The sequence below is a fragment of the Atlantibacter sp. MEI4A-1023 genome (assembly GCF_056155425.1).
Window position 1 is genome coordinate 2,451,156 of sequence record NZ_CM149568.1, and the last position, 13,955, is coordinate 2,465,110.

The following is a 13,955-nucleotide window of genomic DNA, read 5'->3' on the forward strand; positions in this document are numbered from 1 at the left end:
GGTTCGAAAGGCGATTTTTTTTACCCTTATCGAATAAATATTCATATATGATTTTTAATGCAAGAGGTAAGCCTATGAATCCGTTTTCATTGTCGGTTGCGGATCTGGAAAAGAAAGCCCGCGCGGTGCGCCGTCGCATCATTCAGCTTAACGCTAACAGCCCGGCAGGCGGGCATACCGGGGCCGATCTCTCTCAGGTTGAGATCCTCACCGCGCTCTATTTCCGGGTGATGAACTGCTCGCCGGAATTAGTGAACAGCGACCAACGCGATATGTATATTCAGTCCAAAGGCCACGCGGTAGGCGGCTATTACTGCGTGCTGGCGGAAGCCGGTTTTATCCCGGTGGAGTGGCTGTCGACCTATCAGCACGCCGATTCTCACCTGCCCGGCCACCCGGTGAAGCATAAAACGCCGGGCGTGGAGTTGAATACCGGCGCGCTCGGCCACGGATTACCGGTAGCTGTGGGCATTGCCCTGGCGGCCAAACGCAGCAACAACCCGCGCCGGGTATTTGTGGTCACCGGCGACGGCGAACTGGCGGAAGGCAGCAACTGGGAAGCGGCGCTGGTGGCGGCGCATTACCAGCTCGATAACCTGATCATTATTAACGATAAAAACAACTTACAGCTGGCGGGTTTAACCAAAGATATTCTCAACACCGATCCGCTGGATGAAAAATGGCGCGCGTTCGGCATGGAAGTGACCCAGTGCAACGGCAACGACATGCAGGACGTGGTGACCACCATTGAAGGGCTGAAACCGGGCGGTAAACCGCAGGTGATTATCGCCAATACCACCAAGGGTGCGGGCGTGTCGTTTATTCAGGGGCGCGCGGAGTGGCACCACCGGGTGCCAAAGGGTGAAGAAGTGGAACTGGCTCTGGAGGAACTGAAAGATGAGTAATAGCGAACATCTGGCAACGGTGATGGTGAATGCGTTTATCGATGCGGTTGAGCGCGGCGTCGACCTGGTGCCGGTGGTGGCGGACTCCACCTCCACGGCCAAAATCTCGCCGTTTATTAAGCAGTTCCCGGACCGTCTGGTGAACGTCGGCATCGCCGAGCAAACCCTGGTGGGCACCGCCGTGGGCCTGTCGATGGGCGGAAAAATCGCCGTCACCTGTAACGCCGCGCCGTTTTTGATCTCCCGCGCTAACGAGCAGATCAAAGTGGACGTTTGCTACAACAACAGCAACGTCAAACTGTTCGGTCTGAACGCGGGGGCCAGCTACGGCCCGCTGGCCAGTACCCACCACAGCATCGACGACATCGCCGTGCTGCGCGGTTTCGGCAATATCGAAATTTACGCCCCTTCCTGCCCGGTTGAGTGTCGCCAGATTATCGATTACGCGCTGGATCACGTCGGCCCGGTGTATATCCGCCTCGACGGCAAAGCGCTGCCGGAACTGCACGACGCCAGCTACCGCTTTACGCCAGGCGCGATTAACGTGCTGCGCGAAGGCGCGGACGTGGCGCTGGTGGCGATGGGCTCAACGGTGCATGAAATCGTCAGCGCCGCCGCCGCGCTGGCGGACCAGGGCATCGATGCGGCGGTGATCAACGTGCCGTCGATTCGCCCCTGCGATACCGCGCAACTGCTGGCTGTGCTGCAAAAATCCCGCCGGGTGATTACCGTCGAAGAACACAACGTCAACGGCGGCGTCGGCAGCCTGGTGGCGGAAGTGCTGGCGGAAGCCGGCTGCGCCATCCCGCTGACCCGGCTGGGCATTGCCGATGGCGGGTACGCCATTGCCGCCGATCGTAAGGATATGCGCGCTCATCACGGTATTGACGCCGCCGGTGTGGTACGCAAAGCCACTGCGCTGTGTGAAGGAGCATAACCATGTCGAGCCCAATAATTCTCGCGATTGATGAGGGCACAACCAACGCCAAAGCGGTGGCGGTCAACCGCGAAGGGCAAATCGTCGGGCGCTGCGGCGTGGGGGTGGAGATCCGCCACCCTGCTCCCGGCCTCGCCGAACAGGACCCGCTGGCTATCTGGCAGGCGGTGGTCGAGGCGATTAGCGGCTGTTTACAGCAGGCCGGGCCGGTGCAGGTTGCCGGGATCGCCATCAGCAACCAGCGCGAATCGGTATTAATCTGGCAACGCGCCGACGGCAAACCGCTTACCCCGGTGGTGAGCTGGCAGGACCGCCGCTCGGAGGCGCGCTGCGCTGAACTTCAGGCGCAAGGCCATGACGCGCTGATTACCCAACTTACCGGGCTGCCGGTGGACCCGCTGTTCCCGGCGGCGAAAATCAGCGCCCTGCTGGATGCGTTGCCGGATGGCGTGGCGCGAGCCGAACGCGGCGAGCTGTGCATCGGCACCCTTGATAGCTGGCTGAACTGGCAGTTTACCGGCGGGCGCGCCTTCACGACCGATTACGCCAACGCCGCCCGCACCCAGCTGTTTAATATTTATGACGGCCAGTGGGATCAACAACTGCTCGACCTGTTTAACGTCCCGCGCGCCGCGCTGGCGGACGTCAGGCCGTCGAGCGGTTTGCATGGTGAAGTGCAGGTCGGGTTTATTCCCGGCGTACCGGTCGGCACGCCGATCCTGTCGTTAATCGGCGATTCCCACGCGGCGCTCTACGCCCAACGCCGCGCCTGCGGCAACGTGGTGAAAGCCACTTACGGCACCGGGTCGTCGCTGATGTTTTCGATACCGGAACCGGTGTCCAGGGCTAATCGCCTGAGCACCACCCTCGCCTGGCACGACGGCGAACGTACCTTCGCGCTGGAAGGCAACATTACCCATACCGGCTCCGGCGCGGCCTGGCTCGGGCGAATGCTCGGCATTCACAACCCGGCGGAACTCACCGCGCTGGCGCAGTCGGTGCCGGATAATCAGGGCGTCTATTACGTCCCGGCGCTGTCGGGGCTCGGCGCGCCCTGGTGGGATCTTCAGGCGCGCGGCACGATTTGCGGTTTAACCGACGCCGCCACGCCAGCGGTACTGGCCCGCGCCGCGCTGGAATCGGTGGTGTATCAAATTGCCGATGTTTTTTTCGCTATGGAGCAGGCCTGCGGTCAGCCGCTGGAAACGCTGTGCGTCGACGGTACCGCTACCCAAAACCGTTGGCTGATGCAGTTGCAGGCCGACGTGTTACAACGGCCGTTAATTATTCAACCCGCCGCCGAAGTCTCGGCGCTGGGCGCCGCGCTGCTGGCCGGCAACGCGCTGGGCTGGTGGCAGGATGAAACGCCTGCCGCGCTGGCAAGCCAGGGCGAACGAATTGCGCCGCAGCCCGCGCGGCAACAACAGATGCAACAAAACTATAAACAGTGGCTTGAAGCCGTGGCCCGCTGCCGCTTTCAGCCCAAATAATCCTTTTACTGGAGTGATGCCATGTCCCGTATCCCACATCAATTAACCTTCGGCGTAATTATCGGCAACCGTGGATTCTTCCCCAGCTATCTGGTGGCGGAAGCCCGCGAGCAGGCCGAAGCGCTGTTTTCTCGTCTCGGCATTAATACCGTGATGCTGAAAGATGGCGAAACCTACCTCGGCGGCGTGGAAACCCGCCAGGATGCCAAAGTATGCGCCGAACTGTTCCGCAAGCACCGCGACCAGATCCACGGCGTGGTGGTACTGCTACCGAACTTTGGCGATGAAAAAGCGGTGGCGGAAGCCCTTCGCCTGTCCGGCCTTAACGTGCCGGTGTTGATCCAGGCCGAGGAAGACAACCTCGATAAAATGGGCCTCGCCACCCGCCGCGACAGCTTCTGCGGCAAGATTTCCCTGTGCAACAACCTGCGCCAGTACGGCATTCCGTTTACCCTGACCACCCAGCACGTTTGCGCCCTGTCCAGCGAGGTCTTCGCTGCCGATCTGCAACGCTTTACCCAAATCTGCCGGGTGGTGGCATCAATGAAAGGCGTGCGCATCGGCGCAATCGGCGCGCGTCCGGCGAGCTTTAACACCGTGCGCTACAGCGAAAAACTGCTGGAAAAAATGGGCGTGGCGGTGGAAACCCTCGACCTGTCGGAGATCTTTACCCGCGTCAAACACATCAGCGACGATGACATTCGCGTCCAGGAAAAACGCGGCATCCTGATGGATAACGCCGACGCCAGCGCCATTCCGGCGGACAAACTGGTCACGATGGCGAAACTGTTCGTCGTCATCAGCGAATGGGTGACGGCCAACGATATCGACACCACCGCCATTCAGTGCTGGACGTCGCTGCAAGAAAACCTCGGGATTAACGTCTGCTCGATCATGAGCGTGATGTCCGGCCAACTGATGCCGAGCGCCTGCGAAGTGGACGTGATGGGCGCGCTGTCGATGTACGCCCTGGCGAGCTGCTCGCTGAACCCGGCGTCGATTGCCGACTGGAACAACAACTTCGGCGACGATCGCAACAAATGCGTGCTGTTCCACTGCGGCAACTTCGCCAGCGCCAGCCTGGAATCCCCGGCGATGGGCACTGCGGATATCATCGGCACTACCGTGGGGAAAGAGAACACCTGCGGCGCGGTGCATGGTCGCCTGAAAAGCGGCCCGCTCACCTACTTCCGCCTGTCATCGGATGATTTCACCGGCGAGATCAAAGCCTATGTTGGCGAAGGCCAGTCGGTGGACGACGCGCTGGACACCGTGGGCTGCCGCGCGGTGATTGAAGTGCCGCACCTGGAAAACCTGCTGGCGTGGATTTGCAATAACGGCTTCGAGCACCACGTGGCGATGAACCACTCGGCCACCGGCGCGGTGTTGCAGGAGGCGTTTAATAAGTATCTGGGGATTAGCTGTTACTGGCATCGTTGATTTTTGATTAACGCTGCAACCGCATACGGCGCAGGGCCGTGTGCGGTTTTTTTTTTTGTGAGGGTTGAGGGGCGACGGTGAGCGGAAACCTGCCGTTGTACGACGAGTAAAACTGACACGAAAACGTCCAGTTTCCCTCGGGTGACTTGTGAAAGTAGCCGATACCCTTGTCCGACCACATCCAGTTTACCTTTTCCTCTGACCCCACCTGAAAGACAAAATCCTCAATCCCCGCGCCATGTTGTATTTCCGTTGGATATCCTCCGACCTTGGTTCCCCTGTAGCGGTTAAAATCATCAAAGAAACGGTTGCTGGTTTCTTCATCATCATTTACCTCAGCAAGGTCAATAATATCCCAGGCGTCCTCCCATCCCGGAGCATCATCATTAACGCTCACCCATCGAACCGGAAATGCGCGATACGGAGTGTCTGTTGCAGGCAGTAACTCCAGCCCCTCAAGGGTGGCATATTCGCGTATTAGCCACCCCTCGCCATGAGGTTTATCGAATGGATGGCTTTCTACATTGTGATAGAGCACCAGCAGTGCGACATCCTTCAGTTGTTCAGGAACCACGGGAAGCTCATCGATACGAATCTGAAGAAGTGGAAACATCGGTTGCCCCTTCCAGACTGGCAACCCTTCACCAGGAAGAGAGACGCCTTTCAAAAACCACGATGTAATGGGGTCTGCAGTGGGGCGAAATCCCCCGACTTGCGCCACCGAGGCGGGGCGTAATTGGGATCGGAGTTCTTGTAAAACTAACGCACTTTTGGATTTCATATTGGCAGCCTTGCGTATGCAGCGTCTCTTTGGGATCTGAAAGAAAGACTTTTTATTTTATATCGTAATGATTTTCTAACGGACCTGGGTTTTTTTGTGTGGATTCTTTGAAGAGTAGCGAGGGTCTGCATCTGGTACGAGGCGGATGGATTTGCTGGGTTGAAGGTCTGTTGTGAGCGAGTAACTGACTTCGATTTAAATAAATTATAAGGCTTCAAATGGTATTGGCACAAATTTCTGAGATGCATACAGTCACACTAAGTGTTTAAACAAGGTTCTGGACTATGGCTAACCCATCAGTTAAGTTTGTTTCCGACCTGTCGTTTCCTCCCAGTCAGGAGCCACTTTTCCGTGTTGTTTTTTAAGGATAATTCATGAGTAATGGAGCGCAATCATTTCTTAGTCAATTGCTAATTGCCATAATCTCTATATCTTTAGGGTCATTTCTTTTTGCTGGGATTCTTGAGAGCTACAAAAAAGACCAAGGTCTTCAGGAGGAGATTATAAAGGATTACTTTAGGCCAATGATGGAATTACAAAGTTCTTGTTCATCTTCACATAATGAACTATTTCTAAAGTATGGAGAGTTATCTGGTTCTTATCAGCTCATGTCTAATGAAATAGTACATATGACAATGATCCCTGATTCAAAATTAGGCCAACATTATGAAGTTCTCCCAATGTCTATTATTAAAGCAAATACAGAGTTAAAAAAAAGAGTTGAAGACCTTAAAATAACGGTAAAAAAATGCAAGACCGATTTATTCCTCAAGTACGAAGAACTTGCATTAGTTACTGGTTCATATCCAGAGTTTAGGAGCTTAGCGAAAAATTATACGAATACGATTAACACCATCTATTCAGAAAGACAAAAAAAAAGCTAAGGAAAATACAAAAAATATAGACCCTAATCAACTAATTCCATTGATGCGGGAATTTATTGCTATGGATCTATCCACCAATGCAAACAAATCCATGCTTACCAGTGAAATGGATAACATATCTAAACTAACAACGCAGCATAGTTTGATAATGACAGGGTATGAGGAATTAATTTTCAAAGAAGATAATGATTTATTTCTGAGTCTCCATGATCTTTATGCAATCAAAATTAGTGAAAAGTATTCAGCTGGATTTATCAGTTGGATATTTTAAAGCATGATAACTCATCAGATACGACGCTTACTATGTAGAACGCGTAAATCTGTGAAGGTTACCAATGTGTTAGGTAATGTCCGCTCCTGGCACGAAGCAGTCCCCTATCTCTGATGACCTTTCCCGACTCCCCCGAAAAAAATCACTCCTCTCCCCTCACCCCAGCCACCACGCGCTGACGATAACAATCTGCGGGCTCAAGCCTGGCCCCCTGGGATGAGCAAACTTCTAACGCTGGCAACGGCTCGCCATTCACTTTATCGAGCAACACCGAGTGTATCTCGCCCTTTTCAAACATATAGCGTTCGCCCCACTGCCGCATGGCGACCACGATCGGAAACACCGAGCGCCCCCTTTCGGTCAGGATGTACTCCTTGTACGCGCTGCCATCAGACGCCGGGCAAACGTCAAACACGCCGATTTCCACCAGATGCTTGAGACGTGCGGCCAGAATATTTTTCGCCAGACCCAGGTTCTTCTGGAACTCGCTGAATCTGCGTACATCATCAAACGCTTCACGAATAATCATTAAACACCAGCGCTCGCCAATCGACTCCAGGGTCCTGGCGACGGGGCATTCGCTGGTTCTGAGCGCTTCCTGTTTGGCCATCTCTGTTCTCCTCTTCTGCTCGCTGACTGACTTGAGCTTAATCTTCTCGAAAAGAAGTTGCAAAAAAAAACCGCTACTGCTAATTATGCAGACACTCTAGTTTTAAAAAGCAACCAGAAGGGAGTGCACGATGAACCGTTCGACAAGCCAGGCGCGTGGCTGCGGGGTCGACACGCTGCCTGTAAACACTTTGTCGCTATCGCCGCGAATAATATTTCTGTTTTCACTGACCTGTGCGCTGGCGGTCGCCAATGTGTATTCTGCACAACCATTACTGGAATCGATGGCGGCAAGCCTGGATGTTTCACCCGGCACGATGGGCGCGGTGGTCACTGCGACTCAGGCAGGCTACGCCACTGGATTACTCTTGCTGGTTCCGCTGGGCGATCGCTTTAACCGGAAAACGCTGGCAATCGTTCAGTTGCTGCTTTCAGTTCTGGCGTTAACGGCGGCGGCGTTAGCAGAGAATTTCATAACGCTGCTGGGCGCAATGCTGCTGGTGGGTTTGATGGCTGTGGTGGCACAACTGATGGTCGCGTGGGCCGCAACGCTGGCGTCCCCTTATCAGCGTGGCAAAATCGTGGGCAGCGTGACCAGCGGCATCGTGTTGGGAATACTGTTCGCTCGCTTCGTATCAGGAGCCATTGCTGATTTGGCGGGATGGCGGGCGGTTTATCTCACTGCCGCTTGCCTGTTGTTGCTGGTATCCCTGGCCCTGGCAAAGGTGATGCCCGCTACCGCAACCGCAACGCCGCGCATTTCATACCCTGCTCTGGTGCTGTCTGTGTTTCATCTCTTCATCACGGAACCGCAGTTGCGTAAGCGAGGCATGCTGGCCCTGCTTATTTTTGCGGCCTTCAGCATGCTGTGGACCTCAATGGTCATGCCGCTCAGCGCCATGTCGCTGTCACACACCCAAATTGGCATGTTTGGTTTGGCGGGCGTGGCAGGCGCGCTGGCGGCTTCCAGAGGGGGTTTATGGGCTGACAAAGGAATGGGGCAACGCGCAAGCGGATCCGCGCTGGCTTTGCTGACTTTATCCTGGCTGCCCATCGCCTTTCTCCAGACATCTCTATGGTTGCTGGCTCTCGGCGCGATCCTGCTGGATTTCGCGGTTCAAACGGTTCATGTCATCAATCAAAGCACGATCATTGCTGCCCGACCCGATGCGGCGAGCCGTCTGGTCGGGGCCTACATGTGTTTTTATTCTCTGGGAAGCGCACTGGGCGCGATTGCCGCAACCCAGCTTTATGCGCTTTGGGGGTGGCATTCCGTCTGCTTCACGGGCGCCCTGGTCAGCGCCGGTGCATTTCTCTTCTGGTTGGGATCGCGTCACTCATGAAATTACCTCACTTATTCCTCGCCGTTTTGATTACGGCAATCTGGGGCGTTAACTTTTCGGTCATCAAGCTAGGGCTGCATTCCATCGATCCCTTTATTCTGGCCGGTCTTCGCTTTACGCTGTGTGCCCTGCCAGCGCTATTTTTTATTAAAAAACCGCATGTCCCGTGGCGTTATCTCATTAACTATGGTCTGGTATTTGGGATTGGCCTGTGGGGGCTGGTCAATTTGGGAATTAAAACCGGGCTCTCTGCGGGAATTGCGTCGATGGTGCTTCAGTTCAGCGCCTTTTTTACCCTGTTAGCTGGAAGCTGGGTATTTAAAGAGCGCCTCAGCCGTTATCAAATGGTCGGGTTCGCCCTCTCATGTGCAGGATTATTGAGCATTGTTTTCATTACGGATGGTTCCGTCACGTTCTCCGGCTTGCTGCTGGTTCTTGCGGGCGCGGTGGCATGGAGCATTGCCAACATTATTAATAAAAAGACGGGAACGAAGCAGGTGTTTGCTTTTTTAGTCTGGTCGAGCGTATTTTCACCCATCCCGCTTTTCCTGCTGGATTGGCTGATAAACGGAACCCGTGGTTATAGCTCACTGATCAGCAACATTGATGCGCGCGCCGTGTTATCCCTATTATTTCAGGTCTACCCGAATACCCTGTTTGGCTATTGGGTGTGGAATTCGCTACTTAAGCGCTATCCTGTGTCCACCGTTGCGCCATTATCTTTACTGGTGCCAGTATTTGGTATTATTGGCTCAGTGGTGATTTTTGGTGAAAACGTCCCGGCGATGAAGATCGTTGCGCTGGCGCTAATTATCACAGGACTGGCTATCGGCCTGTATGGTCAGCAGTTAAAGCAGTTTTTTATTAAATAGCGCAGGAAAACGGAGATTTGCAGTCATATAAAGGATGCCTTTTACAGATTGAAAAACGATAGCGATTTGATTTCAGCTTGAGGATTTGCCTGTTTAACCGCCGACAAAAAACCAGAGAAATTGTGGTTAAAAATCGTTAAGTTATTGAAAAACTCAACGTGCTTTTTCTCGCCATGGTTAAGATAGCTAACCAACCAGTTTTGCCGGTTATTTATTTTGGTAAATCCCGGCTTTATTTGAATAATTTCACCCAGTGGGATTTTACGGGTAAGGTCATTATTAACTTCATATAAATATTCGCTGTCGTAATAATAGTCTTTGTGCGAAGCCCCCCGAAAAATCGAGGGGTTGGTGGAAATTTTTTTCAGGCCGTTTTTTTCTGTAATGATGCGTTTTGGATGTCGCACAGCCCTGAAAAACAGCCTTATCAGAATGAATAACACCATCAAGGGTAAAGCCGCTGACAGAATATTCATTATTTCGCGCATTTTTTACCCCCATTATAAGTGAACAGTCATACTTAATGATCAATTTCAGGCTGTCAATCTCTTCACCGGCCTTAGCGCAAACCACACTCCCGCCGTCAGTACCAGTAGCATCCCGCTGGCTACCGACAGCACCGCGCTGTGTGATTCTTTAAACGCCACGTTCGCCGCATTGACCACCTGCTCGCCCAGTGCCGGGTTGAGCTGCTGAGCCACCAGCAGCGCCTCGTTGATAGACGCGCTGGCCTGGGCCATCAGCGTGGCGGGCAATTCTGCTGGCAGGTCAATCGAACCGCTAAACGAATGGCTTAAAATCATGCCGAAAATGGCGATGCCCATGCCCGCGCCCAGCTCATAGGCCATGGCTTCAATCGCCCCGGCCGCGGTGGCTTTTTCTTTCGGTGCCGCCGACATAATCGCGGCGGTAGACGCCAACAGTGCGGTAGCGGCGCTCAACCCCAGCAAAATCATCCAGCCCCAGGCGACGGCGCGCTGGTTGGCCATGTCGGTCATGGCCAGTCCATAGAAACTCAACGCGCTTAATGCCATGCCGAGCGTCGCAACGTTACGCAAGCCAAAGCGCCCGACCAGCGCACCCGCCGCCGGGCCGCTAAAGCTACAGGCCAGCATCAGCGGCAGCATAAACAGCCCGGCCTCCAGCGGCGTAAAGCCGTGGACGAATTGCAGCTCCTGCGCCATCAGCAGTTCGAACCCGACCAGGGTGATCATCGCAGTCAGCGCCATCAGCACGCCGGTTAAGATAATGCGATGAGTGAACAGCGTCAGGTCGATCATCGGCGCGCGGGCGCGCAGCTGGCTGCGGATAAACAGCGCCATTAAGAAGGCACCGCTGATTAACGCTCCCAGTACCAACATGAAATTGCTGTTCGCCTTGAGGCTGGTTTTTGCCGCAAATACCAGCAGCAGAATAGCGGCGATCAGCATCAGCGCCTGGGTTAAATTCAGGGTCTGCGAACGCTGCACCGGCTGGCGCGGAATGCATAAGGTGGTGAACAGCAGCACCAGCGCGATAATCGGCAGGTTGATCAGAAACACCGAGCCCCAGTAATAGTGCTCAAGCAACATACCGCCCACCAGCGGACCAAATGCCGCGCCGCCGGAGCCGACGGCGACCCAAATTCCCAGCGCGATGCCGCGCTCGCGCTCATCATTAAAGGTGCCGCGAATGCCCGCCAGCGTTGCGGGAACGATCATCGCCGCGCCCACCGCCAGCAGCGCCCGCGCGGCAATCAGCTCACTGGCCTGGGTTGAGAACGCCGCCGCCAGCGACGCCACGCCGAACAGGGCGCTACCGATCAGCGTCAGGCGCTTATAGCCGATTCGGTCGCCAAGCGCGCCCATTGGCAGCACCATTCCGGCCATCACCAGCGAATAGATATCGATAATCCACAGCAGCTCGTTGCCGGACGCCCCCAGCGCCAGGGTTAATGACGGCACGGCGACGTGCAGTACCGTGGCGTCAATAGCAACGGGAATATAGTTCAGCACCAAAATAGCTAAGGCATACCACTTACGAAACATACGCTTATCACTCTTTAAACCAATTTGGACGGTTGTCCAGATTTGCGATTCTACGGAAATTTGAACGCGCGTCCAACTTTTTTGTTACACTGACGGTCCGCCACAGAGGAGCCAGATATGCGTTATATGAACCGGGAAGATCGTCGGGAGAACGTGATGGAAGCGGCGATGCGCGTGGCGCTTTCCGAGGGGCTTTCCGCCATGACGGTGCGCCGCATCGCCAGTGAAGCCGGGATTGCCGCAGGCCAGGTGCATCACCATTTCGCCTCGTCGATGGCATTGAAGGCCGAGACGTTTTTGCGCCTCAGCCGTCAGTCGCTGGATCTGGAAAGCGCCCCGCCGCTGTCGACCTGGCGTGCAAAACTCAACTGGACGCTGGGATTTGATAACCCCGATATCGAGCGATATCTGCGACTGTTTGGTGAAGCGGAGGCCCTTGCCCGGCGTGAAGCGGAAATGAAGCAGGCGTGGATAATATCAATGGAAATGTGGCACGACGCGACCACGCAAATTATTTCTCACGGAGCAAATGAGAATGAATTTCAACTTCGCGACAGTGCAGAAAATATTGCCTGGCGAATTATCGCCTTTGTCAGCGGGCTGGATGGAATTGTCAAACTCGGGTTATCCGGCATGGATGATGACGCCTTTCGCCGTCACGTTGATATTGTGATTAATAATGAATTAACGCCTGCGTCATAAAATTTAAATATAAAAGGCGCACGAATAATAATTGTGAATTGCGTCACTATTACTTTTTATGACCTTATTAATGGTTATCTATAACATTCACCGCTAAGCGGCCAATTATTACAATTAGTAACAATTAACCAAGCGGTTAATCCTCTCCGTACCGCGTCTCTGGTACTTTTTTATCTATTCTTGTTTTGTTCACCCGCTCAATTTTGTCGCTTTAATTTCAAACGGATGCGCATTTCTCCGCCGTAACCTTTTGTTTCTAATACCGATACAGGCAAGGGGCGATCATGTTACCCACAACTGCAAAAACCAATAGCCATCTTTTAAAAGACTGGAAACCGGAAAACGATGCATTCTGGAACAATAAAGGTAAAGCCATTGCGCGACGTAATTTAGTGATATCCGTCGCCTGCTTATTATTAGCTTTTTGCGTCTGGATGTTATTTAGCGCGGTAGCGGTCAATCTCAATAAAGTGGGATTTAATTTTACTACCGATCAGCTTTTTTTATTAACCGCGCTGCCGTCATTATCCGGCGCTATTTTACGGGTGCCCTACTCCTTTATGGTGCCGGTGTTCGGTGGCCGATACTGGACGGTGTTAAGCACTGTGATCCTGATTATTCCCTGCATCTGGCTCGGCTTAGCCATTCAAAACCCGGCTACTCCGTTTGAAGTATTTATGATTATTGCTTTGCTGTGCGGTTTCGCCGGTGCCAACTTCGCTTCCAGCATGGGCAATATCAGTTTCTTCTTCCCCAAAGCCCGCCAGGGCAGCGCGCTGGGCATTAACGGCGGCATGGGCAACCTGGGCGTCAGCGTGATGCAGATGGTCTCCCCGCTGGTGATCACCCTGCCGATGTTTGTTTTTCTGGGCGTCCACGGCGTCGAGCAGCCGGACGGCTCCTCGTTATGGCTGGCTAACGCCGCGTGGATCTGGGCCCCACTGCTGCTTGTCGCTACCCTTGCCGCCTGGTTCGGGATGAACGATATCGCCAATTCGAAGGCGTCGATTCGCTCGCAGTTGCCGGTTCTGAAGCGTGCGCACCTGTGGCTGCTCAGCCTGCTGTATCTGGCGACGTTCGGCTCGTTTATCGGTTTTTCGGCGGGCTTTGCGATGCTGGCGAAAACCCAGTTTCCGGACGTCAACATCCTGAAGCTGGCGTTTTTCGGCCCGTTTATCGGCGCGCTGGCCCGCTCAGCGGGCGGCATGATCTCTGACCGCTTCGGCGGCGTGCGGGTGACGCTAATTAACTTCATCTTTATGGCCCTGTTCAGTGCCCTGCTGTTCCTGACCCTGCCGGGCAGCGGCTCGGGCAGCTTCGTGGCGTTTTACCTGGTGTTTATGGGGCTGTTTCTCACTGCCGGTTTAGGCAGCGGCTCGACGTTCCAGATGATCGCAGTCATTTTCCGGCGCATCACTATTTACCGGGTGAAGCTCAGGGGCGGTAGCGAGCAGCAGGCGCAACAGGAAGCCGTCACCGACACCGCCGCCGCGCTGGGTTTTATCTCCGCCATCGGCGCGGTGGGCGGCTTCTTTATTCCAAAAGCTTTCGGCACGTCGCTGGAAATGACCGGCTCGCCGGTGGGCGCAATGAAAGTGTTCCTGGTGTTCTACATCGTTTGCGTGCTGGTGACCTGGCTGGTGTATGGCCGCCCGCAACGTGGAAAAAAATAACTATCGATTCGGCAATGTCAT

General features: G+C 54.4%; 14 protein-coding genes. 10 read left to right on the plus strand and 4 right to left on the minus strand.

What is annotated here, in order from left to right; genetic code table 11:
* Nucleotides 1-74 precede the first annotated feature (74 nt).
* From ACVV26_RS11780 to ACVV26_RS11795, 4 genes are read left to right on the plus strand one after another with little or no spacing between them, the layout of a single operon-like run.
* Nucleotides 75-905: a transketolase gene (locus ACVV26_RS11780; protein WP_474797153.1), complete on the plus strand. Its 831-nt coding sequence runs from the start codon at nt 75-77 to the stop codon at nt 903-905.
* Complete coding sequence (locus ACVV26_RS11785) at nt 898-1,842, plus strand: transketolase family protein (protein WP_474797154.1); 945 nt, start codon at nt 898-900, stop codon at nt 1,840-1,842. The genes ACVV26_RS11780 and ACVV26_RS11785 overlap by 8 nt, the downstream gene beginning before the upstream one ends.
* Before the next feature lie 2 nt (nt 1,843-1,844).
* Nucleotides 1,845-3,332, plus strand: a complete 1,488-nt coding sequence (locus tag ACVV26_RS11790) for an FGGY family carbohydrate kinase (RefSeq protein ID WP_474797155.1) — start codon at nt 1,845-1,847, stop codon at nt 3,330-3,332.
* A 21-nt stretch (nt 3,333-3,353) separates the two neighbouring features.
* A complete protein-coding gene (locus tag ACVV26_RS11795) occupies nt 3,354-4,772 on the plus strand; it encodes an L-fucose/L-arabinose isomerase family protein (protein WP_474797157.1) in 1,419 nt (472 codons plus the stop codon).
* A gap of 7 nt (nt 4,773-4,779) precedes the next feature.
* Here ACVV26_RS11795 and ACVV26_RS11800 read toward each other — a convergent pair whose 3' ends face one another.
* Nucleotides 4,780-5,553: a DUF1963 domain-containing protein gene (locus ACVV26_RS11800; RefSeq protein ID WP_474797158.1), complete on the minus strand. Its 774-nt coding sequence runs from the start codon at nt 5,551-5,553 to the stop codon at nt 4,780-4,782.
* A gap of 374 nt (nt 5,554-5,927) precedes the next feature.
* Here ACVV26_RS11800 and ACVV26_RS11805 point away from each other — a divergent pair, with 374 nt between their 5' ends.
* Both ACVV26_RS11805 and ACVV26_RS11810 read left to right on the plus strand, forming a co-directional pair.
* A complete protein-coding gene (locus ACVV26_RS11805; RefSeq protein WP_474797160.1) occupies nt 5,928-6,437 on the plus strand; it encodes a hypothetical protein in 510 nt (169 codons plus the stop codon).
* A gap of 61 nt (nt 6,438-6,498) precedes the next feature.
* The gene (locus tag ACVV26_RS11810) at nt 6,499-6,708 is read left to right on the plus strand and encodes a hypothetical protein (RefSeq protein WP_474797161.1); all 210 of its coding nucleotides are present in this window, start codon (nt 6,499-6,501) and stop codon (nt 6,706-6,708) included.
* Between the two features lie 142 nt (nt 6,709-6,850).
* On the opposite strand, the gene ACVV26_RS11815 is transcribed toward ACVV26_RS11810, so the two are convergent.
* Nucleotides 6,851-7,318, minus strand: coding sequence for a winged helix-turn-helix transcriptional regulator (locus tag ACVV26_RS11815; protein ID WP_474797162.1), 468 nt, complete (start codon nt 7,316-7,318; stop codon nt 6,851-6,853).
* Nucleotides 7,319-7,448: 130 nt separating this feature from the next.
* Here ACVV26_RS11815 and ACVV26_RS11820 point away from each other — a divergent pair, with 130 nt between their 5' ends.
* Both ACVV26_RS11820 and ACVV26_RS11825 read left to right on the plus strand, forming a co-directional pair.
* On the plus strand, nt 7,449-8,660 hold the full coding sequence (locus tag ACVV26_RS11820) for an MFS transporter (protein ID WP_474797163.1): 1,212 nt from the start codon (nt 7,449-7,451) through the stop codon (nt 8,658-8,660).
* Nucleotides 8,657-9,532: an EamA family transporter gene (locus ACVV26_RS11825; protein ID WP_474797164.1), complete on the plus strand. Its 876-nt coding sequence runs from the start codon at nt 8,657-8,659 to the stop codon at nt 9,530-9,532. The genes ACVV26_RS11820 and ACVV26_RS11825 overlap by 4 nt, the downstream gene beginning before the upstream one ends.
* 41 nt (nt 9,533-9,573) lie before the next feature.
* Here ACVV26_RS11825 and ACVV26_RS11830 read toward each other — a convergent pair whose 3' ends face one another.
* Nucleotides 9,574-10,020: a hypothetical protein gene (locus tag ACVV26_RS11830; RefSeq protein ID WP_474797165.1), complete on the minus strand. Its 447-nt coding sequence runs from the start codon at nt 10,018-10,020 to the stop codon at nt 9,574-9,576.
* A 45-nt stretch (nt 10,021-10,065) separates the two neighbouring features.
* Nucleotides 10,066-11,559 (minus strand): SmvA family efflux MFS transporter, encoded by a 1,494-nt coding sequence (locus ACVV26_RS11835; protein WP_474797166.1) that lies wholly within the window; start codon nt 11,557-11,559, stop codon nt 10,066-10,068.
* A 117-nt stretch (nt 11,560-11,676) separates the two neighbouring features.
* Here ACVV26_RS11835 and ACVV26_RS11840 point away from each other — a divergent pair, with 117 nt between their 5' ends.
* Nucleotides 11,677-12,261: a TetR family transcriptional regulator gene (locus tag ACVV26_RS11840; RefSeq protein WP_474797167.1), complete on the plus strand. Its 585-nt coding sequence runs from the start codon at nt 11,677-11,679 to the stop codon at nt 12,259-12,261.
* 284 nt (nt 12,262-12,545) lie between these two features.
* Nucleotides 12,546-13,934, plus strand: a complete 1,389-nt coding sequence (locus ACVV26_RS11845) for a NarK family nitrate/nitrite MFS transporter (RefSeq protein WP_474797168.1) — start codon at nt 12,546-12,548, stop codon at nt 13,932-13,934.
* Nucleotides 13,935-13,955: the final 21 nt, after the last annotated feature.

Coding starts and splice junctions, on each gene's coding strand:
- ACVV26_RS11780 (WP_474797153.1), top strand. CDS start 75: ATGAATCCGTTTTCATTGTCGGTTGCGGATCTGGAAAAGAAAGCCCGC.
- ACVV26_RS11785 (WP_474797154.1), top strand. CDS start 898: ATGAGTAATAGCGAACATCTGGCAACGGTGATGGTGAATGCGTTTATC.
- ACVV26_RS11790 (WP_474797155.1), top strand. CDS start 1,845: ATGTCGAGCCCAATAATTCTCGCGATTGATGAGGGCACAACCAACGCC.
- ACVV26_RS11795 (WP_474797157.1), top strand. CDS start 3,354: ATGTCCCGTATCCCACATCAATTAACCTTCGGCGTAATTATCGGCAAC.
- ACVV26_RS11800 (WP_474797158.1), bottom strand. CDS start 5,553: ATGAAATCCAAAAGTGCGTTAGTTTTACAAGAACTCCGATCCCAATTA.
- ACVV26_RS11805 (WP_474797160.1), top strand. CDS start 5,928: ATGAGTAATGGAGCGCAATCATTTCTTAGTCAATTGCTAATTGCCATA.
- ACVV26_RS11810 (WP_474797161.1), top strand. CDS start 6,499: ATGGATCTATCCACCAATGCAAACAAATCCATGCTTACCAGTGAAATG.
- ACVV26_RS11815 (WP_474797162.1), bottom strand. CDS start 7,318: ATGGCCAAACAGGAAGCGCTCAGAACCAGCGAATGCCCCGTCGCCAGG.
- ACVV26_RS11820 (WP_474797163.1), top strand. CDS start 7,449: ATGAACCGTTCGACAAGCCAGGCGCGTGGCTGCGGGGTCGACACGCTG.
- ACVV26_RS11825 (WP_474797164.1), top strand. CDS start 8,657: ATGAAATTACCTCACTTATTCCTCGCCGTTTTGATTACGGCAATCTGG.
- ACVV26_RS11830 (WP_474797165.1), bottom strand. CDS start 10,020: ATGCGCGAAATAATGAATATTCTGTCAGCGGCTTTACCCTTGATGGTG.
- ACVV26_RS11835 (WP_474797166.1), bottom strand. CDS start 11,559: ATGTTTCGTAAGTGGTATGCCTTAGCTATTTTGGTGCTGAACTATATT.
- ACVV26_RS11840 (WP_474797167.1), top strand. CDS start 11,677: ATGCGTTATATGAACCGGGAAGATCGTCGGGAGAACGTGATGGAAGCG.
- ACVV26_RS11845 (WP_474797168.1), top strand. CDS start 12,546: ATGTTACCCACAACTGCAAAAACCAATAGCCATCTTTTAAAAGACTGG.